The sequence below is a fragment of the Aquabacterium sp. genome (assembly GCF_041909175.1).
Lineage (GTDB): Bacteria > Pseudomonadota > Gammaproteobacteria > Burkholderiales > Burkholderiaceae_C > Aquabacterium.
The window spans coordinates 191,540-210,915 of the sequence record NZ_JAYRDZ010000001.1 but is presented as its reverse complement, the minus strand read 5'-3'; the positions used below and the strand labels follow the sequence as shown (position 1 = coordinate 210,915).

Annotated in this window: 16 protein-coding genes, 1 pseudogene and 1 riboswitch; of the genes and pseudogenes, 5 read left to right on the top strand and 12 right to left on the bottom strand. The window is 64.0% G+C overall.

The window, feature by feature from the left end; genetic code table 11:
- Positions 1-61: 61 nt before the first annotated feature.
- Positions 62-535: a ribonuclease domain-containing protein gene (locus ACE3PH_RS00915; RefSeq protein ID WP_374315549.1), complete on the top strand. Its 474-nt coding sequence runs from the start codon at positions 62-64 to the stop codon at positions 533-535.
- Between the two features lie 98 nt (positions 536-633).
- A pseudogene (locus tag ACE3PH_RS00910) lies at positions 634-1,020 on the top strand (barstar family protein); the annotation flags it as partial.
- A 248-nt stretch (positions 1,021-1,268) separates the two neighbouring features.
- Here ACE3PH_RS00910 and ACE3PH_RS00905 read toward each other — a convergent pair.
- The gene (locus ACE3PH_RS00905) at positions 1,269-3,479 is read right to left on the bottom strand and encodes a transglycosylase SLT domain-containing protein (protein ID WP_374316211.1); all 2,211 of its coding nucleotides are present in this window, start codon (positions 3,477-3,479) and stop codon (positions 1,269-1,271) included.
- Between the two features lie 34 nt (positions 3,480-3,513).
- On the opposite strand from ACE3PH_RS00905, the gene ACE3PH_RS00900 reads away from it, so the two are divergent.
- Positions 3,514-4,104, top strand: a complete 591-nt coding sequence (locus ACE3PH_RS00900; protein ID WP_374315547.1) for a 5-formyltetrahydrofolate cyclo-ligase — start codon at positions 3,514-3,516, stop codon at positions 4,102-4,104.
- Positions 4,105-4,215: 111 nt separating this feature from the next.
- On the opposite strand, the gene ACE3PH_RS00895 is transcribed toward ACE3PH_RS00900, so the two are convergent.
- The 5 genes from ACE3PH_RS00895 to ACE3PH_RS00875 all read right to left on the bottom strand — a co-directional run bounded on the left by ACE3PH_RS00895 (position 4,216) and on the right by ACE3PH_RS00875 (position 9,431).
- The gene (locus tag ACE3PH_RS00895) at positions 4,216-4,818 is read right to left on the bottom strand and encodes an OmpW family protein (protein WP_374315545.1); all 603 of its coding nucleotides are present in this window, start codon (positions 4,816-4,818) and stop codon (positions 4,216-4,218) included.
- Between the two features lie 213 nt (positions 4,819-5,031).
- A complete protein-coding gene (gene metF, locus ACE3PH_RS00890; protein ID WP_374315543.1) occupies positions 5,032-5,877 on the bottom strand; it encodes a methylenetetrahydrofolate reductase [NAD(P)H] in 846 nt (281 codons plus the stop codon).
- 11 nt (positions 5,878-5,888) lie between these two features.
- Positions 5,889-6,683, bottom strand: a complete 795-nt coding sequence (locus ACE3PH_RS00885; RefSeq protein WP_374315541.1) for a TlyA family RNA methyltransferase — start codon at positions 6,681-6,683, stop codon at positions 5,889-5,891.
- A 24-nt stretch (positions 6,684-6,707) separates the two neighbouring features.
- Complete coding sequence (ahcY, locus tag ACE3PH_RS00880) at positions 6,708-8,153, bottom strand: adenosylhomocysteinase (protein WP_374315539.1); 1,446 nt, start codon at positions 8,151-8,153, stop codon at positions 6,708-6,710.
- 83 nt (positions 8,154-8,236) lie between these two features.
- A riboswitch (S-adenosyl-L-homocysteine riboswitch) is annotated at positions 8,237-8,325 on the bottom strand.
- Between the two features lie 23 nt (positions 8,326-8,348).
- The gene (locus tag ACE3PH_RS00875; protein ID WP_374315537.1) at positions 8,349-9,431 is read right to left on the bottom strand and encodes a diguanylate cyclase; all 1,083 of its coding nucleotides are present in this window, start codon (positions 9,429-9,431) and stop codon (positions 8,349-8,351) included.
- A 150-nt stretch (positions 9,432-9,581) separates the two neighbouring features.
- On the opposite strand from ACE3PH_RS00875, the gene ACE3PH_RS00870 reads away from it, so the two are divergent.
- The gene (locus ACE3PH_RS00870; protein ID WP_374315535.1) at positions 9,582-11,198 is read left to right on the top strand and encodes a peptide chain release factor 3; all 1,617 of its coding nucleotides are present in this window, start codon (positions 9,582-9,584) and stop codon (positions 11,196-11,198) included.
- A gap of 4 nt (positions 11,199-11,202) precedes the next feature.
- Here the strand turns inward: ACE3PH_RS00870 and argE are convergent, their stop codons facing one another.
- The 6 genes from argE to ACE3PH_RS00840 all read right to left on the bottom strand — a co-directional run bounded on the left by argE (position 11,203) and on the right by ACE3PH_RS00840 (position 17,624).
- Entirely contained in the window at positions 11,203-12,375 is a 1,173-nt protein-coding gene (gene argE, locus ACE3PH_RS00865; RefSeq protein ID WP_374315533.1) for an acetylornithine deacetylase, read from the bottom strand.
- Positions 12,368-13,042, bottom strand: coding sequence for a DUF1028 domain-containing protein (locus tag ACE3PH_RS00860; protein ID WP_374315531.1), 675 nt, complete (start codon positions 13,040-13,042; stop codon positions 12,368-12,370). The genes argE and ACE3PH_RS00860 overlap by 8 nt, the downstream gene beginning before the upstream one ends.
- Before the next feature lie 11 nt (positions 13,043-13,053).
- Positions 13,054-13,491, bottom strand: a complete 438-nt coding sequence (locus tag ACE3PH_RS00855) for a RidA family protein (protein WP_374315529.1) — start codon at positions 13,489-13,491, stop codon at positions 13,054-13,056.
- Positions 13,492-13,507: 16 nt separating this feature from the next.
- Entirely contained in the window at positions 13,508-14,785 is a 1,278-nt protein-coding gene (locus ACE3PH_RS00850; RefSeq protein ID WP_374315527.1) for a flavin-containing monooxygenase, read from the bottom strand.
- Positions 14,786-14,853: 68 nt separating this feature from the next.
- The gene (locus tag ACE3PH_RS00845) at positions 14,854-16,290 is read right to left on the bottom strand and encodes a glycosyltransferase family 4 protein (protein ID WP_374315525.1); all 1,437 of its coding nucleotides are present in this window, start codon (positions 16,288-16,290) and stop codon (positions 14,854-14,856) included.
- Between the two features lie 95 nt (positions 16,291-16,385).
- On the bottom strand, positions 16,386-17,624 hold the full coding sequence (locus ACE3PH_RS00840) for an HD-GYP domain-containing protein (protein WP_374315523.1): 1,239 nt from the start codon (positions 17,622-17,624) through the stop codon (positions 16,386-16,388).
- Between the two features lie 178 nt (positions 17,625-17,802).
- Here ACE3PH_RS00840 and ACE3PH_RS00835 point away from each other — a divergent pair, with 178 nt between their 5' ends.
- Positions 17,803-19,353, top strand: coding sequence for a methyl-accepting chemotaxis protein (locus tag ACE3PH_RS00835; protein ID WP_374315521.1), 1,551 nt, complete (start codon positions 17,803-17,805; stop codon positions 19,351-19,353).
- Positions 19,354-19,376 lie beyond the last annotated feature (23 nt).

Here is a 19,376-nt window from a genome sequence, read left to right as displayed (position 1 = left end):
GCATCTTGCCTTCACAAGAGCTGACGTCTTAAGCTGACATGAGCAAGGCTGGGTACACAGCATGAGAACAGTGCAGTCACTGCGCGCAACGGGCTTCAAAAGCACCGCCGCCAGAATTGCCTGCCTCGTGTTGGGCATCGCAGGGGTCGTGGGTGCTTCGGCACTGACGAACGCCGGCAGCACCGCAGCCTGGGCCCGCACCCGGGCCGAGGTTGCCGACACAGTCCAGGCGGAGAGAACCTCCACCGTCGGGCTGTCCGAATTGCCCCCTCAAGCCCAAGACGTCCATCGGCGCATTCTGGCCGGCGGCCCTTTTCGATACGACAAGGACGGTAGCGTCTTTGGCAACCGGGAGCGTGCCTTGCCTCGCAGACCACGTGGTTTCTACCATGAGTACACCGTGCCCTCACCCGGCGCGCGTGACCGTGGTGCTCGCCGCATTGTCTGTGGAGGTGAAATTCCGCAAAAACCGGAAACTTGTTTCTATACCGAGGATCACTACAGCAGTTTCAGGATGATTGATCCCAGGCATTGAAGCCTTCGTTCTTTTCTCGTTCTTTTGTTCATCACTTACACCTTCATAAAAGCCTGATGAGATGCCGATCCGTTCGGTGTGTCATGGCTCCAGCGATCATGTTGTTGCAATCCGTTCGACCCAACATCGTCCAATCCATTCGCGCCTTCCGCCCGAGTGACTTGCAACAGGCAGCCCAGGAGTTGGGCCAGCACTTCCTGTATACCAATCTGGGCACTGCTCAGAGCAAGGAGGAAGTGCTGGAGATCATCGCCCGCGACTTCCTATTCCCAGACCACTTCGGCAAGAACCTCGACGCCCTGTACGACTGCATCACCGACCTGGTGCACAAGTCCGGGCCGCAGCCGGGCTTCGTCGTCGTGCTGGAACTCATCCCCGGTGACACCAAGTGCGACCGCGAAACCCGCGAGCAACTGCTCGACGCTTTCCGCGATGCCGCCGATTACTGGGGTGAGCGCAAGATCCCGTTCCGCGTGTTCTATTCGATCGCCTTGTCCGGCAAGGAGTCGGCCAGCAACTGGGACCGTCCCGAAACGGCCCAGAACGATGCTGCCGTGCCTGCCAAGCCCGTCAAGACCTCGAAGAACGCCCCGCAGCCGATGATCATGAACCTGCCGCCGATGAGCAGCGCGTTCGACACGGCCATGCTGCTGGTGGCGGCCTGATTGCCTCGTCAGGGCTGAGCCCTGCATGAAAAAGGCCTCCCGGTGGGAGGCCTTTTGCTTTGCTGCCATCAAGGCAGGTCCAACTCGGGTGGCGGCTGGTCGCCCGCACGCGGACCAATGGTCGCCCCCAGCCGCGTGCGGATCGACAAGGGCTTGCCATACAGCACATGCCCGTACACCACGGCATTGGCCACCACGCGCTTCACATAGTCACGTGTTTCGCTGAAAGGCACGTTTTCAGCCCACGCAGCAGCATCGACCTTGGCCCCTTCACGCCAGCGGCGCGGGCGACCAGGGCCGGCGTTGTAAGCCGCTGCGGCCATGGCCTGTGAGCCCCCCAGGTCGTCGAGCACCAGCTTGAGGTAGCTCGCGCCGATCTTCATGTTCACCAGCGGGTCGGTGATCATGTCCTGCGTGAAGGGGATGCCCTTGCGCTTGGCCGTCCACTGGGCCGTGGCCGGCATGACCTGCATCAGGCCGGCGGCGCCCACGTTCGAGCGCGCCGCCGTGATGAAGCGCGACTCCTGGCGCATCAGCCCGTACATATAGGCCGGGTCCAGCCCCACCTCATTGGCTGCGGCCAGCACGTCGGTCCGCATCGGCGTCGGGAAACGCTGGGTCAGATCCACCGCCTGCCGGGTGCGCTCGCTGGTGTTGATGCAGCGGTCCCAGATCTCGCGCTGGCAGGCCACTTCGGCCAGCGCCAGCACCTCGCGTTCACCCATCTGCCCGCCGGGCTTGCCATAGCTGGCCGTGAAGTTCCATTCCTTGACCGCTTCGGTGCGCCAGCCCAGCGCAAACAGGCGCAAGGCACGGTCCACACCAGGCCAGGACATCACCTGGCTCAACTCGGACTCGGAGGGGCGGGGTGGCACCAGGGGCGGCTTCGGGGCCACGCCATCGAGCTCTTCGGCGGCCAGCAGGTTGTAAAAGCCCAGCCCGCTGCTGATGCGCGTCAGCATCTCGCGGCCTTGCAGGCGCGAGACACCCGGCCGGCTGATCAGGGCACGGGCCTTCCAGTAGACCCAGGTGGTGTCCTGCTGCATGTCGGGGGGCATGGCGGCAATGGCCCGGTCCACCAGGCTCCAGTAGGCCGGCTGACCCGCGGTGGCCCAGCGCAGGCCTGCACGGGCCATCCAGGCCAGGGTGTCGGGCGACCAGGCACGCGGGCCTTCGCCGGGCGCGAGCTCGTCGAACGAACCCATCGCGCGCTCGAAGTACTGCGGCGCCTCCGGCAGCAGGCGCTGCGCGCTTTGCCGCCCCACCTGCGACCAGGCCCAGGCCGACTCTTCACCGCGCCAGCCCCAGGCGGCGCGACGCTGGGGATCGTCCAGTGCCTGGGCAGCCGCCTGCGGATCCATGGCCGCCCAGCGGATGAAGGCCAGCAGGTTCAGCGGCCCCTGGAACTCGCGTGGCACCGGCGGCTGTACCTGAGGCAGATCGCTCGGGCGAACCACCTTGTTGCGCCCGGTCTTGCGTTTGGTCTTGCTGCGGCTCGTGTCCGCCTTGAGCACCGGCGCCTTGACCGCAGCCGTCGCGCTGCCTTGCCCTTGATCGCCGTCCATCAGGTAGGCACGGGGCTGGCCCAACGCACGGGTCAAGGCCTGCGCGACCACATCGCCCAGCATGGCGGCCGCCTTCTGCGACGCCTTCGGCTTGTCCGCCTCGACGGACAAGCGCAGCTTGCGCCAGACGTCATCCGGGGTCAACACCCCGGCCTTGAAGAGGGCCTGCGCCATGGTGTCACAGCCGGTGTCCGCATCTTTTTGCGCCCACCAGGCACGCCGCGCCTGCTCGCGCAGGTCACCCGGGCCTTCCTGGGCCACACTGGTCTGCTGGCGCGCCAGCACATCCCAGCAACTGACCTCTCGGTCGTCGTTCATACGGAATGCGGGCTTGATGCGCAGAAAGGTCGCCCAATCCCGACGGTTGCCCAGCACCAGCAGCCAGTCGTTGCGCAGCCGGTCGGCCACATAGCTGTCAGGCCAGCGCGCCAGAAAGGCGTCCACATCGGCCACAGAAGCGCTGGTGAGGCGCGTCTGCAATGCCCAGTAATCAGCCCAGGGCGCCAGGGGGTGAGAAGCCGCCAGGGCGGCATCCCGAGCATTGGCGAGGCGGTCCTTGTCACGCACGCGGTAGGCGTCCTTGGCCTGCAGCATGACGGCATCGCCGTCCGACTGTGCCTGCGCCGCGCCTACCGGGGCAGCCATCAACAGCGCCCCCCCGATGGTCAGCGTCAGCGGCCACTTGTGCATCAAGCTGGCCGCATACTCGCTCATTCGTTTCACGTTGAAAACCTTTGTCATCCCGGCCATGAGCACCCAGACACCGTCAGACCCCACCACGCCGTCGCGCGCCAGCCTGCGCCAGCAACTGCTGGCCCGCCGGGAAGCCTGGAGCGGCTCGCCAGAACACCTTGCCGCACAACAGGCACTGCAAAGCCGATTGATGACGGTGCTGGGGCAACTGGAGCCTGAATGTCTGGGCCTGTACTGGCCCATCAGAGGCGAATTTAACCCAAGGGAGGTGGCCATGCTGGCGCAGCAAGCATTCGGTTGCACCCTGGCCCTGCCCTGGGCACAGAAATCACCCCGCCAGATGGACTATCGAACATGGCAAGGCGATGAACCCGCCAGCCGCGATGACTGCGGCATTCCAGCGCCCGACAGCAAACCGTGCACGCCGGATGTGGTGGTGGTGCCCTGCGTGGGCTACACCCGCGAAGGATTTCGCCTGGGTTATGGCGGCGGGTACTTCGACCGCTATCTGGCCCAGCACCCCGGCGTCACGGCGCTAGGCGTGGCTTGGGCCCACGCCGAGCTGACGCTGACCGAGCTGGCGCCTGAAGCACACGACCTGCCCTTGATCGGCATCGTCACCGATACCGAGGTGTGGAGCGACTGACGCGTCCTGCTGCAGGCTTGAAAAAAGAAAGGCTCCCGGATGGGGGAGCCTGTCTTCAGGGTTGAAACCCGTCTTGTGGACGGGTTTCGCCAAAGTGATCTGGCTGTCAGATCAGAAACGGTAGCCGATACCGACGCCCACCAGCAGCGGGTCGATCTTGAAGGTGTCCAGCTTGGCACCGGTGGCATCGTTGACGTCAGTGCGGATATAGACCTTCTTGATGTCCACGTTCAGATACCACTGCTTGGCCAGAGGGATGTCGGCACCAGCCTGGAAGGCCAGACCCCAGCTGCCACGGTCCACATTCAGACCACCAGGCAGATCAACCGCAGTGAAGTTGGTGTAGTTGATACCGGCGCCAACATAGGGGCGGAAGGCGGTGCTGTCAGGCATGAAGTGGTACTGCAGCGTCAGAGTCGGGGGCAGGTGCTTCACGGAACCGATCACGCCGCCGTTGAGCTTGACGTTGTGCTTTTGCGGGTAGGTCAGGATCAGTTCGGCCGCGATGTTCGGTGTGAAGTAGTAGCTGATGTCGAACTCGGGGATCAGCTTCTTGTTGATCGACACGTCCAGGTTGTCGTTGTCGTTGGCCGGATCGATGTTCACGGCACGAACGCGCACTTCCCAGTTGCCATCAGTCTGAGCTTGGGCGACAGGGGCCAGAGCGGCAACGGCCAAGGCCACAGCGGCGAGGCGAATCATCTTGGTCTTCATGGTCACATCCTTTGGTGTCGAGGTTGCTTGCAGATGCCGACCCCGGCATCGCGATGGAGGCCATTGCATCAAGCGCACCCCACGCCAAACTTGCTTTGCGTCAAATCCGCGATGTCACACAGGGCGCACCCACCCTGCCGACGAGACGGGTTTGCGGTAGATCAGATCAACTTGACGCTTTTTGGCAACACACCAGATCAGGATGTCCGAAGTTCAAATACCAAGACGCTCGCACAGGCCCAGCACGGGAGCGGACTGGTTCATCGTGTAGAAGTGCAGGCCAGGCACGCCCCCGCGTCGCAGTTGTTCGCACAGCTGGGTCACCACGTCCAGCCCGAAAGCCTGGATCGAGGCCTTGTCATCACCAAAGCCTTCCAGACGGCTGCGCACCCAGCGGGGAATCTCGGCACCACAGGCATCCGAGAAGCGCATGAGCTGGCTGGAGTTGGTGATGGGCATGATGCCCGGGATGATGGGGATGGTCACCCCTTCGCGCGCGGCCTCGTCCACGAAGCGGAAGTAGGCATCGGCGTTGAAGAAGTACTGGGTCAGGGCCGCATTGGCACCGGCCTTGACCTTGGTCACGAAGGCCTGCAGGTCGGCCTGCGGGTTGCGGGCTTGGGGGTGCATCTCGGGGTAGGCCGCCACTTCGATGTGGAAGTGGTCGCCGGTTTCTTCGCGGATGAAGGCCACCAGTTCGCTGGCGTAGCGGAACTCGCCAAAGCCGCCGTAACCGCTGGGCAGGTCACCCCGCAGGGCCACAATGCGGCGGATGCCTTCGGCCTTGAACTGGGCCAGTTGCTCGCGCACCGAGCCCTTGCTGGCACCAATGCAGGAGAAGTGCGGCGCAGCATCAAACCCCTCGGAGAGGATGGCCCGCACGGTCTGGATCGTGCCATCCTGGGTAGAGCCGCCTGCCCCATAGGTCACGGAGCAGTATTGCGGGCGAAGCGGGTACAGACGCTGACGCACCATTGCCAGCTTCTCGACGCCTTCCGGCGTCTTGGGCGGGAAAAATTCGAGGCTGATGGGCAACGAGGCCGAGTCAAGCTTGCTCATGCTTCACACTTTCATGGGGTCGGAGGCAGCGCACCTGCCTCGTCAACATCGGGCGACTGCGCCCAGATAAAGAATTCCAGGTTGCCATCACCGCCGGCAATGGGGCTGGCAAAGCCCTTGTGCACGGTCCAGCCCAGCTTGGTACAGGCACGCCGCACCATGTCGCGCGCCCGGGCGTGCTGGGTTGGGTCCCTGACCACCCCGCCCTTGCCGACGTGCTCCTTGCCGACCTCGAACTGGGGCTTGATGAGCATCACCGCGTGGCCACCCTTTTTCAACCAGGCGCCCAGGTGCGGAATGATCTTCGACAAGGAGATGAAGGAGAGGTCGGCCACGATGAGATCGAAGCCGCCGGCCGGCGCGTGGTCGCGCAAGCTGCTTTGCTCCAGCTCACGGGCATTGACGTTTTCCAGGGCCACCACACGTGTGTCAGCCTTGAGCTTGTCATGCAACTGGCTGTGCCCGACATCGACCCCGACGACCTGGCTGGCCCCGGCGCTCAGCAGCACATCGGTGAAGCCACCGGTGCTCTGCCCGACATCCAGGCAGCGCATGCCGCTGACATCCAGGTTGATCTGAGCCAGGGCACCTTCCAGCTTGAGGCCGGCGCGCGAAACCCAGCGCAGCTCGTCGTCGTTGGTGACCCGGAACTGGGCGTCTTCAGGCAGGTCTTCACCTGCCTTGCGCAGGCTGGTCCAGCCCTTGGGGCCCAGCCACTGGGCTGCGCCGGCTTCAATCAGGCGGTGCGCTGCCGAGCGGGTGGGCGCGTGCCCACCCGAGACCAGCAGTTGATCGGCTCTCGGCATGTCGTTCCTTTGGACGGTTCGGGATCAATAACGGTAGGTATCGGGCTTGTAAGGGCCGTTCTTGGGCACGCCGATGTAGGCGGCCTGCTCATCGGTCAGCTCGGTCAGCTGGGCGTTGAGCGTGGTCAGTTGCAGGCGGGCCACCTTTTCATCGAGGTGCTTGGGCAGCACATAGACCTTGCCGTTGTCATAGGCATCGCTGTGGGCAAACAGCTCGATCTGGGCGAGCGTCTGGTTGGCGAAGCTCGACGACATCACGTAGCTGGGGTGACCCGTGGCGCAGCCCAGGTTCACCAGACGGCCCTTGGCCAGCAGGATGATGCGCTTGCCGTCCTTGAAGATCACATGGTCGACCTGCGGCTTGATCTCTTCCCACTCGCAGTGCTCTTCCAGCTTGGCGACCTGGATTTCGTTGTCGAAGTGACCGATGTTGCACACGATGGCGTTGTTCTTCATCGCGGCCATGTGTTCATAGGTGATCACGTCGCGGTTGCCGGTGGTGGTCACGAAGATGTCGGCCTGCGGTGCGGCCCACTCCATGGTCACCACGCGAAAGCCTTCCATGGCGGCCTGCAGGGCGTTGATGGGGTCGATTTCGGTGACCCACACCTGGGCGCTCAGCGCGCGCAGGGCCTGGGCCGAGCCCTTGCCCACGTCGCCATAGCCGGCCACCACGGCGATCTTGCCGGCGATCATCACGTCGGTGGCGCGCTTGATGCCGTCCACCAGCGATTCACGGCAACCGTACAGGTTGTCGAACTTGGACTTGGTGACCGAGTCGTTGACGTTGATGGCGCGGAACAGCAGGGTGCCCTTGGCGCTCATTTCGTTGAGGCGGTGCACCCCGGTGGTGGTTTCTTCGGTCACGCCGAGGATCTGGGCGCTCTTGCGGCTGTACCAGGTGGCGTCGTCAGCCAGCTTGGCCTTGATGGCGGCGTACAGGATGCGCTCTTCTTCGCTGCCCGGGTTGTCCAGCACGCTGATGTCCTTTTCGGCGCGCTTGCCCAGGTGCATCAGCAGCGTGGCGTCACCACCGTCGTCCAGGATCATGTTGGGGCCTTCGCCTTCGGAGCCCTTGGGGCCGAATTCGAAGATGCGGTGGGTGTAGTCCCAGTAGTCTTCCAGCGACTCGCCCTTGTAGGCGAACACGGGGGTGCCAGCTTCCACCAGGGCCGCTGCAGCGTGGTCCTGGGTGGAGAAGATGTTGCACGAGGCCCAGCGCACATCAGCGCCCAGGGCCTGCAGGGTTTCGACCAGCACGGCCGTCTGGATGGTCATGTGCAGCGAGCCGGTGATGCGGGCACCCTTGAGGATCTGCTTGTCGGCGTATTCCTTGCGGATGGCCATCAGGGCCGGCATCTCGCTTTCAGCGATCTTGATTTCCTTGCGGCCCCAGGCGGCCAGCGACATGTCGGCGACGACACAGGCGACGCCCTTGTGCTCGGTGATCAGGTTGGAAACAGCGGTCATGGACAAAGCTCCTAAGGATTCAGAAGCCGCCGTGCGCTGCCGGGAGTCAATGAAAACAGATACAACTCACCCAGCGGGACACATGCGGGTGAGCGCGGTTGCAATGAAGACATCGGACTTTCGAGCCTGGGGTTCAGCGCGGATGGTGAACCTTGCAACGCTCCTCGAAAGCGACGCGAAGTATAAAGGGTTCGATCAGTTCTGTGTGGTGATTTCCGGCTCGGGGGCCAGCACGACCCGGTTGCGACCGCTTTCCTTGCCCATGTATAGCGCCTGGTCCGCTCGGGCCAGGGTGCGGTCGATGGACTCATGGGGCAGCCGCACGGCCACCCCCAATGTGACACTCAAGGGCTGCCTGCCTGCGGCGCCCATGAACCGTTGCGCGGCCACCCGCTGGCGCAATCGTTCCGCCACCTTCACCGCCTCATCCACCCCGGTGGCAGGCAGCATCACCAGAAACTCCTCGCCGCCCCAGCGTGCCACCTGGTCACCCTCGCGCAGGCCGTCCTGCAGGGTCTGCGCGATCAGCAGCAAGGCATCGTCGCCCGACTCGTGCCCATGGCGGTCGTTGATGCGCTTGAAGTGGTCGACATCCACCAGCAGCAGTGCCAACGTGTGGACGTCATCGGCCGGCACCTCCCGGACGCACTCGCGCTGCACCATGTCGCGCATGGCACGACGATTGAAGAGCTGGGTCAAGGGGTCGGTGCTGGCCTGCACATGCAGCAGGCGCTGCGCCTCTTTCACCATGCGGAAGTACACCGTGCACAGCAGGCCCAGTAGCAAGAGCATGCTCACCAGGTTGAAGTAGTGCAAGGCCAGCAGCACCGGCCCAGCCAGGCTGAACACCGGGGCTTGCTGACGGAAATGCCAGTCAAGCAGCACATAGAAGACCCCGACCGCAAAGGCAAAGGCCACCTTGCGCTGCACCGAGGTCAGGGCGCTGACGATCACGACCGGGATGATCAGCATGATGTAGAAGTGGAAGCCGCTGTCCCAACCGATGGCCAGCACGGCGGCTGTGCTGTGGCCCAGCACCTCGATCGCCATGAGCCACACGGCCAGCAGCGGATGCTCGCCACGGATCAGCTGGTAAGCAAGCAGGTATACCAGCACACTGGCGACATTGACCCCTGCCAGGGGCCATACGGCTGCCCAGGCAAAGACCCCGATGAAGGCCAGATGCACCCCCGCCGCGACGAGGGCCACCGTGGTCATCAGGCGCAGAAAGAGGTGGCGCGTCGAGCGACGCTCTGCCGACTGAAGATAGCTGCGCACGGAAGTGGCTGGTTGGTCTGTTTGCTTGTTTACCCGGTTTATCGGCCGTTCCGCAAGGTGCTTGACCCTTGGGTGTTCATCGTCCCACTGACGTCCGCGACGCGAAGCTGCGACAATGAGCGGTTTAGCCGAACTTTTCCGAGTCCTGCCGTGAGCTTCACGTCCGAAACGCGCCGCCGTCGCACCTTTGCCATCATTTCCCACCCTGACGCGGGTAAGACCACGCTGACGGAAAAGCTGTTGCTGTTCTCCGGCGCGATCCACATCGCCGGTTCGGTGAAGGCCCGCAAGGCCTCACGCCACGCCACCTCCGACTGGATGGAAATCGAAAAGCAGCGCGGCATCTCGGTGGCCTCGTCCGTGATGCAGATGCTGTACCGCGAACACGTGGTGAACCTGCTCGACACCCCGGGCCACAAGGACTTCTCGGAAGACACCTACCGCGTGCTGACCGCGGTGGACTCCGCCCTGATGGTGATCGACGCCGCCAACGGTGTGGAAGCGCAGACCAAGCGCCTGATCGAGGTGTGCCGCCAGCGTGACACGCCCATCATCACCTTCGTCAACAAGATGGACCGCGAAGGCCGCGACCCGCTGGAACTGCTCGATGAAGTCGAGCAGGAGCTGGGCATGCCCTGCGTGCCCATGACCTGGCCAGTGGGCCAGGGCAAGCAGTTTGGCGGCATCGTGAACCTGCGCACGAAGAGCATGCGCCTGTTCGAAGCCGGCGAAGACAAACGCAGCGACGAATACGAGACCGTTTCGCTCGACGAACGTGACAAGCTGGCTGCCCGTTTCGGCCAGGACTGGGAGATTGCCGAATCGAACATGGAGTTGATGGCGGAAGCCGCACCCGCGTTCGATCTGGAGCAGTTCCTGGCCGCCAAGCAGACCCCGGTGTTCTTCGGCTCGGCCGTGAACAACTTCGGGGTGCAGGAGGTGCTGGACGCCCTGGTGGACCTGGCCCCCTCGCCGCGCCCCCGCTTCTCGACCGAGAAGGACGGCTCGCACAAAGAAATCTCGCCCGACATGGAGAACTTCTCGGGCGTGGTCTTCAAGGTACAGGCCAATATGGACCCTTCGCACCGCGACCGCATCGCCTTCGTGCGCGTGTGCTCGGGCAAGTACGAACCGGGCATGAAGCTCAAGGTGCAACGCTCGAGCAAGGAGCTGCGCCCCACCTCGGTCGTGACCTTCCTGTCACAACGCCGTGAAGCGGTGGACGAGGCCTTTGCCGGCGACATCATCGGTTTCACCACGCACGGCGGCGTGCAGCTGGGCGACACCATCACCGATGGCATCAACCTGCAGTACACCGGCCTGCCCTTCTTCGCGCCCGAGCTGTTCCAGACGGTGGAGCTGGCCAACCCGATGAAGAGCAAGCAGTTGCAAGCCGGGTTGCTGCAGCTGGGTGAAGAAGGTGCCATCCAGGTGTTCCGACCGGAAGTCGGCGGCTCGATGCTGCTGGGCGCCGTCGGTCAACTGCAGTTTGAAGTGGTGCAGCACCGTCTGAAGGCCGAATACGGTGTCGAGATCCGTCTGATGCCCTGCCGCTTCACCGGCGCACGCTGGATCACGGCCGACACGCCCGAGGCCATGAAAAAGTTCACCGACGAGAACGCCAGCAAGCTGGCCCTCGACGCGGCCGACACCCTGGCCTACATGATGACCTCGACCTACGACTTGCGCCTGACGGCCGAGCGTCACCCGCAGGTGCACTTCCACCCGCTGCGCGAGCACGCGGGCCTGAGCCTGTCGACCCAGTAAGCGCTCAGGCGACGACTGGCGGGTTCATCAGCAGGTCGGCCAGCCGGGCCAGCATGGCGTCACAGCGCGCCAACTGGTCCACGGTGACGAACTCATCGGGCTTGTGCCCCTGGTCCATGCTGCCGGGGCCGCACACCACGGTCGGGATGCCGATGAGGTGGTAAAGGCCGCCTTCGGTGCCATAAGCCACCGTGCCAAAGGCCGTGGAGCCGCTCAGCAGCGCCAGCAGCTTGGCGGCCTCGGAATCGGCTTCGGTAGCCAGGCCCGGGTAGGCACTCAGCGACTGCATCTCGATGCCGGTGTCGGCCTGCACCGCCTGCATGCGTGGCACCAGGTCCCGGGTTGCATAGTCGCCCAGCTCCTGCGCCACGGTCTCGGCATCGAAGCCGGGCAAGGCGCGCACCTCGAAATCAAACGTGCACTCGGCCGGCACGATGTTGAGCGCGCGTCCACCCTGGATCACACCGGTCTGCACCGTCGAGTAGGGGGGATCGAAGCGCGCGTCGTGCAGGGCCGGGTCGGCCAGGCGGGCGCCGATGTCCCCCAGGCGGCTGATGAGGCGCGCCGCGTATTCGATGGCATTGACGCCATAGGGTGCATAGGCCGAATGGCAGGCCGCCCCCTTGACCTGGCAGCGCATCGCCAGCTTGCCCTTGTGGCCCAGCACGGGCTTCATCTCGGTGGGTTCGCCGATCAGGCACAGACGGGGCTTGACGGCACGCTGGGCCAGTTCGCCCAGCATGGGGCGCACACCCTGGCAACCCACTTCCTCGTCGTAGGAAAAGGCCAGGTGCACCGGCCACACCAGCTTGCGGGACACGAAACGCGGCACCGCCGCCAGCACCGAGGCCAGGTAGCCCTTCATGTCGGCCGTGCCGCGACCATGAAGGCGCCCATCGCGCTCGCTCAGCACGAAGGGATCGACCGTCCAGGCCTGCCCATCGACCGGCACCACATCGGTGTGGCCCGACAGCGCCACACCACCCCGGTCGGTCGGGCCGATGGTGGCGTACAAACTGGCCTTGCTGCCCTCGGCGTTGAGGAACAGTTCGCTCTCGACACCGAAGCCGGCCAGATAGTCCCGGATGAAGTGAATCAGCGCGAGGTTGGAGTCCCGACTGACGGTGGGAAAGCTGACCAGCTTCGCCAGCAGGTCGCGGCTGCTGACCTCACTCATCGCCCGGCACTCCATAGCTCGGTGCGGCGGTGGGGTCCAGGGCGCGGGTCAGGTAGTCCTGCATCTGCGGGCGATAAGCCGTCCACAGACCGACCAGTGCGCCAATGGGGTCGGTGTCGGCCCAATCGACGCGCAGGTCGATGATGGGCCAACTGACGTCGCCCACCACCTTCAACGCTGCCGAATGCACCGGCCCGGCCTCGCCACCGGCCGCCATCGCTGCCTGCATGGCCGCCAGCAGCCGGTCCGCCAGCGAGCCTTGTGCGGCCTCGAAGGCATGCACCAAGGCGTCGATGACGGACGCATGGGACAGCATATTGCCCGCCGCCACACAGTGGTGTCCCGCAACGGCATGGAAAGTGCCCAGCGCATGCGGACCGTTGTAGAGCGCGGTCGCGCCCTGGGCCGACAGCACAATGACTTGCCGATGATCCCGCCCGGCATCGGCCGCCAGCGCGCGCGCCAGGGCCGCCTCCGGGGCCTGCCCTTGCGCGAGGCCGGCGAGCACCTGCGGGCCCAACGCCGGCAGGGTCACGTTCTGCGTCGACACCGCGCCCACCCCTGCTTGCAGCCAGGGGCAACGTGCCCCCACGGCGATGCTCGACGAGCTGATGGCGATGCCCAGTTGCCCGGTTTCGGCGCAGTGGCCGACGATGGAAAAGGTCATCGGCTTGCCTTTCAGGCCTGCTTGGGCTGCCAGCCCTCGGGGATCACGGCGATCACGTCGATCTCCATCAGCCACTGGGGCTGCCCCAGGGCCACGACGACCAGGCCGGTGGAAATCGGGAACACGCCCTTCAACCACTTGCCCACTTCCTGGTAGACCGCCTCGCGGTAGCGCGCATCGGTCAGGTAGGTGGTGGTCTTGACGACATGGCTCAGGTCGCTGCCGGCTTCCTCCAGCAGTTGCTTGAGGTTCTTCATGGCCTGCTCGGCCTGTGCACGCGGGTCACCCAGGCCCACCAGGTTGCCGTCGAAGTCCGTGCCCACCTGACCCCGCACGTAGACGGTGTTGCCGGCACGCACGGCCTGGCACAGGTCGTTGTTGAGGCTCTGGTTCGGGTAGGTGTCCTTGGTGTTGAACATCCGGATGCGGGTGTGTGTCGGTTGGCTCATGGCCCTCTCCTTCGGTTCAGACGGTGGCGGTTTCCGGCACGGCGGCCTGGTAAGCGGCGTACTTGCGCTGGGTGGCGATGTGGTCGGCGATGTACTTGGCGTCATGCCAGACACCCCAGATGAAGGTCGAACCCCGGCGTGACAACCAGGGCAGACCCAGGAAGTAGACACCCCGTTCGGTCGAGACCCCACGCTGGTGGGCCGGCTTGCCCTGTGCGTCCAGCGCATTGACCTGCAGCCAGCTGTAATCCACCGTGAAGCCGGTGGCCCAGATGATGGTGGTGATGCCGGCTTCCGCCAGGTTCAGCGACAGGATGGGATGGGTCACGCAGTCCGGATCGGGCAGGCGCTTGCGTGCTTCCGGCTCTTCCGGCAGGTCCAGGCCGTTGCGGGCGATGTAGGCATCGGCCGCGTCCAGCAGGGACAGGTAGTTTTCGTCGCCCTTGGCGATGTTGTCAGCCAGATCGGCATCAAACGTGGCCACGCCATCGGCGAAGGACTTGGTCAGCCCCACCAGGGTGATGCCCTGATGACCCAGGGCACGGAAGTCAACCGTGTGGCCGCCATGGGCGCCACTGACGGCGATGGTCACGTGCTCCTTGCCTGGCTTGGTGGCGGCGGCATCCCACTCGCCCAGCACACCAAGCCACCAGACGAAATCACGACCGCGGTAGGCACGCGGTGGGCGGTCATGTGCACCCACCGAGAGGTAAACCTGCTTGCCTGCGCGCTGCAGTTCGTCGGCGATCTGCACGCCCGACGAACCGGCACCCACCACCAGCACGGCGCCCTCCGGCAGCTGCGCCGGGTTGCGGTAATGGGCCGAGTGCAGTTGGGTCAGGCCGGCATCCTTCGGCGCAATGGCCGGGATGGTGGGGCACTGGAACGGGCCGGTGGCCGCCACGATGCGCTGGGCCTGGATCACCCCTTCCGAGGTCTCCACGGTGAAGCCGGATTCACCGGCATTGCGCACCACGCGCTTGACTTCGACACCAGTCTGGATGGGGGCCTTCACCATCTTGGCATAGGCCACCATGTAGTCGGCGATGTCTTCCTTGGGCACGAAAGCGTCGGGGCTGAAGCCGTCGAACTCCATGCCGGGGAAGCGGTCGTGCCACGCCGGGCCATTGGCCACCAGTGAATCCCAGCGCTCCGAGCGCCAACGCTCGGCAATGCGCTTGCGCTCCAGAACGAGGTGGGGGATGCCCAGTTTGCCCAGGTGCTCGCTCATCGCGATGCCGGCCTGGCCGGCGCCGATGACCAGTGTGTCGATTTCCGTCTTCTCAAGTGACATGGTGTTCCTACATTTGCCGCAGGGGTTGCTGTAGGACGCATTCTGGTGAGAAGGCCGAATTAGCGAAATTATGTTTTTTGGAGCGTGGAACGAGGAAAAAACTGCCCTGCTGCGGGAGGCGTTCCCATCACGAGTGGCCCATCGAATGGCCTAGGTACACGGTGGTAGTTCATGAGACCCTCCATGACACAGGGCACCACCTCAGCCCAGGATGGCCATGTAAAGTGGCCCATTTGCTCACGCAAGTGCGCGCGCTCGCTCGGATCAGCTACTCGCCGCAATGCCTTCAGCAACGACTGGGGGGTCGAATCGAAATAATGCGCACAGTCTCCCAGCACCTCCCTGCATACAGGCAGGTCACGCGCGACAACCGGACACCCCAGGCTGGCCGCCTCGATCAGCGGCAGCCCGAACCCTTCGGCCTCCGAGGCGAACACCAGTGCTTGTGCGCTGCGATAGGCAAGGGCCACATCAGCGTCCCCCAAAGAAGGAAACCAGAACAATTTGCGTTGCCACCAGGGCGAGCCCTGCATGCGACTCGCGATGAATTGACTCATCCAGCCTCGGCGCCCTATGACCACCAACCATCGCGGGTCACCATCTGCCCAGAGCTGCTCCATCGCATCTATGGCATCCAGGTGCCCCTTTTTAGGCTCAATGGTGCCCACCATCAGCAAATATCCATCTGGGTGATTCACAAATGGCTGCACGGAGGATGATGGTTTACTGGTGGGATCACTGTCGCAACATAACGGCTCAAGCCCGTTGTGGGCGATTCCAATGTGAGCTTCCAGCTGACATCGCTTTGCCACCTGCTGCAAGTCCATGCGCGTCGCCTCTGAGATCGCCAGCACGCCAACACCCATTTCGAGCATTTGGCGTATCGCTCGCAGTTGGGTGTGACTCAACTCGGGTGTGTAATGCCGTGGCATCGTGATGGGCAGAACATCGTGTACCAGCATCACGACGCTACCGGCTCGCGCCTGCAGTCGCTTCAAAACCGCGGGCTCGTGGCGATACCAGTGCGCAGGGCAGAACACAGCATCATCCACGTTCAGACCGACGGACACACCGGGTAGCCTGACGTACGCCCCATCCAAAGCCGTGAAAGGCAGTCTAAGGCCCGCCAGAATGGGCCCCAGCACAGCCTTGCCCGCTTGCCGCCAACGGCGGCGGGGCAACCCTGCCACCCCAAGGTCGACAGCGGCCTCTGCCAACCGCCCAAGATAGATCGCCACCTCACGACACAGTTGGCGGCACACGTAGATAGAGGAGACCACGGCTCGGTGGAACCAACTCATCTGCACCCAATGTACCGAGTGGCTACCCGGCTTGATATCGTCAAAGTACGGCATGCCATGGGCATTCATCCGCATGGCCCGGACAGGCACGCCAGCAGTCTCGCCCCACGTGTGCGCATGCTTCAAATAGTTCCTGACCACCCGACTGAACCCGGCGGTCTGCGCTCGCAAGTCAAGGTGCGAACAATCAATCAGGATGCGCATGTCAAAAACCCGCCTGACTGACAGACGGGCCCTCCCTCTTACTGCGTGAATATGTTCTTCTCAGTTACATATGCCCACAGTAGAACATGAAGGGATTAACTGGTCCACAGATCGTCGAGGTTGGAGAAGTTCCAGGCCGAGGGGGATTCGCGCGCCACAATCTGGTCGCTGCACCCCGGCGTGCCGAGCGCCAGCACCACCGGCATGATCGGCTCGTTCGACTTGGTTGAGAAGAAGGCCTTGACGACCGGGTTGGTCAGCGAGTTCTCACCCTGTTCGATGACCACCCCCAGCCGCCCCGACTTCAGCCGTACCAGCGAGCCGACGGGATAGATGCCGATGCTGCGCACGAAGGCCTGGAACACCTGGTCGTCAAAGTGGCCATCCTTGGTCCACTGGACCATGTTGAGCACCGAGTCGGCCGGGTCCCAGCCCGCCTTGTAGGGGCGGTTGGAAGTGATAGCGTCGTAGACGTCGCACACCGCCCCCATGCGGGCATACAGGCTGATCTGCCCGGCTTTGAGGCGATGCGGGTAGCCGGTGCCGTTCATCTTTTCATGGTGATGCAGGCACACGTCCAGCGGGATCTCACCGGCGCCCTTGGCCTCCAGCAGCATCTTGTGGCCTTCGACCGGGTGGCTCTTCATGATGGTGAACTCGGCATCCGTCAGCTTGCCGGGCTTGTTGAGCACCTCCGGCGGCATCACCGCCTTGCCCAGGTCATGCAGCAGGCCCGCCAGCCCGGCTTCGCGGGTGTCGGCCTCGGACAGCTGGAGCTGCTTGGCCAGCGCCACCATCAGGGCGCACACCGCCACCGAGTGCATGTAGGTGTAGTCGTCACTGGTCTTGAGCCGCGCCAGGCTCACGAGGGCACCGGGGTTGCGCCCGACCGAGCGGGAGATGTCTTCCACCAGGGGCAGACAGTGCTCGGCATCGATGGCCTTGCCCAGACGCACGTCCTGGAACATGTTGATCACGGCGCCACGGGCCTGCCCGACGATCTTGCGCGCCCGCTGCAGCTCATCGGCCATGCTGGCCGTCGGTTCGACCGGCGTCTTGAGCTTGTCTGCTGGCGGCACAGGCGGAATCCGTCCCATGGATGCCCGCACCACCGGCACCTCGACATCGTCATGCACCTCCAGCTCGACGACATCCAGCCCCTTGGCCGTGTCGATCCAGAGCTCCTTGATGGGGCTGCCCTGAATCTGCCCCAGCACCTTGGGGTCTTCGACCTTGAAGGAATTTTTCCAGAAGGGGTGATCGATCCACGAGCCACAGAACTCGTCGATGAACATCCCTATCCGAAGTTGATCAACTGCAATTTTCTTTTTCATACCCTGGTGTGCCACACCTTTTCGGACACGTCTGGATCCTAGGGGCATCTGGTGGTGCTTGCGATGGGAATTGGCCCGTTTTCGGGACATTTTTTACGCGCATACCCCAACTACAGATTGGCAGCATGAAGTCGATAACGCAAGACGAACACCGTTACAGGCTCAGAGGTATTCAACAATGGGTTTCACGCGCATGGGTATCGCCCGCAAGATGTGGGTTGGCGTCATCGCCCTGATCGTCTCGAACATATTTGTAGTGGGTTTTTCTGGTTGGCGCACCGCCTCCCTGAAGGCCAAATCCGAAGCGGCATCAGAACTGATTGATGCGCGCATGCAAGCCGCTCAGCAGTGGGTCAGCCTCAGCGAAGCGGCATCCAGTCGGGCCATGGCGGCCGCGGTCAGCACCGACCCCACCGTACAGCAGGCCTTGCAGGCCGCCAGCGACAAGGCCACCACCGAGATCACCGGGCTGCGCCAGCAACTCGATGGATTGCAACTGAGTGACGCCGACAAGCAGCAACTGCAGAAGATCGAGGGGCTGCGTCAGCAGGTGGACGCCCAGATCCGGGCCGTGAAGTCTGACCCGGCTACCGCGGCCCAGGCCATTGGCGCAGGGGCACTGGCTGCAGCCGACCAGTACAACGACGCCTTGCGCGAGTTCTCTGCCATGCAGCGCCAGGCCGCCATCGACCTGCGTCATCAGATTGGCATCGAGCGCAGCAAGACCGTCGTGATCGCCGCCGTGATGGGCATCGTGGTGCTGGCGGGCATGGCCATTGGCGCCGGCATGCTGATCCGCAACATCCGCAAGCCGCTGGCCGAAGCCGTCAGCGCCGCAGCACGCATGGCCGAAGGCGACCTGACCGTGCGCATTGAGCACCACGGCACGGACGAGCTCGGCCAGTTGCTCGACTCGCTGCGCAAGCTCGGCCACTCGCTGCACGACCTGGTCGGGCAGGTGCGCCAATCCACCGACAGCATCCACACGGCATCGAGCGAGATCGCCGCCGGCAACCAGGACCTGTCCAACCGCACCGAGCAGACGGCGGCCAACCTGCAGCAGACCGCGTCCTCCATGGTCGACCTGACGGACAACGTGCGTGACTCGGCCCAAGCGGCCCAGCAGGCCAACCAGCTGGTGGGGCAAGCCTCTCAGACGGCGCAGCGTGGCGGCGAGGTCATGAGCCAGGTCGTGAGCAACATGGACGGCATCGCCCAGGCTTCGCGCAAGATCAACGACATCATTGGTGTGATCGATGGCATTGCCTTCCAGACCAACATCCTGGCGCTGAACGCGGCGGTAGAAGCCGCACGTGCCGGCGAACAGGGCCGTGGCTTCGCCGTGGTCGCGTCTGAAGTGCGCAGCCTGGCGCAACGCTCGGCCCAGGCCGCTCGCGAGATCAAGGGCCTGATCGGCGCATCGGTCGACCAGGTCGAGGCCGGGTCCAAGCTGGTGCAGGACGCCGGCCAGACCATGCAGGACATCGTGGCCTCGGTGATGCGTGTCACCGATGTGATCAACCAGATCACCTCGGCCGCCTCGGAACAAAGCTCAGGGATCGGCCAGATCAATCTGGCAGTCAACCAGCTCGATCAGATGACGCAGCAGAACGCGGCACTGGTCGAGCAATCCGCCGCTGCAGCATCCAGCCTCAGAGGGCAGGCAGACCAGCTGCGCACACTCGTCAATGTGTTCCGTCTGGACCATCACCTGGCGCAAGGCGCCTGAGCTGGCAGACCCGCAACCGGAGC

What these genes read in the sequence shown, in the direction of transcription:
- ACE3PH_RS00885 (WP_374315541.1), bottom strand. Translation starts at nt 6,683, where the DNA reads ATGCCGAGAGCCGATCAACTGCTGGTCTCGGGTGGGCACGCGCCCACC.
- ACE3PH_RS00845 (WP_374315525.1), bottom strand. Translation starts at nt 16,290, where the DNA reads ATGCGCATCCTGATTGATTGTTCGCACCTTGACTTGCGAGCGCAGACC.
- ahcY (WP_374315539.1), bottom strand. Translation starts at nt 8,153, where the DNA reads ATGACCGCTGTTTCCAACCTGATCACCGAGCACAAGGGCGTCGCCTGT.
- ACE3PH_RS00905 (WP_374316211.1), bottom strand. Translation starts at nt 3,479, where the DNA reads ATGAGCGAGTATGCGGCCAGCTTGATGCACAAGTGGCCGCTGACGCTG.
- argE (WP_374315533.1), bottom strand. Translation starts at nt 12,375, where the DNA reads ATGAGTGAGGTCAGCAGCCGCGACCTGCTGGCGAAGCTGGTCAGCTTT.
- ACE3PH_RS00895 (WP_374315545.1), bottom strand. Translation starts at nt 4,818, where the DNA reads ATGAAGACCAAGATGATTCGCCTCGCCGCTGTGGCCTTGGCCGTTGCC.
- ACE3PH_RS00915 (WP_374315549.1), top strand. Translation starts at nt 62, where the DNA reads ATGAGAACAGTGCAGTCACTGCGCGCAACGGGCTTCAAAAGCACCGCC.
- ACE3PH_RS00850 (WP_374315527.1), bottom strand. Translation starts at nt 14,785, where the DNA reads ATGTCACTTGAGAAGACGGAAATCGACACACTGGTCATCGGCGCCGGC.
- ACE3PH_RS00835 (WP_374315521.1), top strand. Translation starts at nt 17,803, where the DNA reads ATGGGTTTCACGCGCATGGGTATCGCCCGCAAGATGTGGGTTGGCGTC.
- metF (WP_374315543.1), bottom strand. Translation starts at nt 5,877, where the DNA reads ATGAGCAAGCTTGACTCGGCCTCGTTGCCCATCAGCCTCGAATTTTTC.
- ACE3PH_RS00860 (WP_374315531.1), bottom strand. Translation starts at nt 13,042, where the DNA reads ATGACCTTTTCCATCGTCGGCCACTGCGCCGAAACCGGGCAACTGGGC.
- ACE3PH_RS00855 (WP_374315529.1), bottom strand. Translation starts at nt 13,491, where the DNA reads ATGAGCCAACCGACACACACCCGCATCCGGATGTTCAACACCAAGGAC.
- ACE3PH_RS00840 (WP_374315523.1), bottom strand. Translation starts at nt 17,624, where the DNA reads ATGAAAAAGAAAATTGCAGTTGATCAACTTCGGATAGGGATGTTCATC.
- ACE3PH_RS00900 (WP_374315547.1), top strand. Translation starts at nt 3,514, where the DNA reads ATGAGCACCCAGACACCGTCAGACCCCACCACGCCGTCGCGCGCCAGC.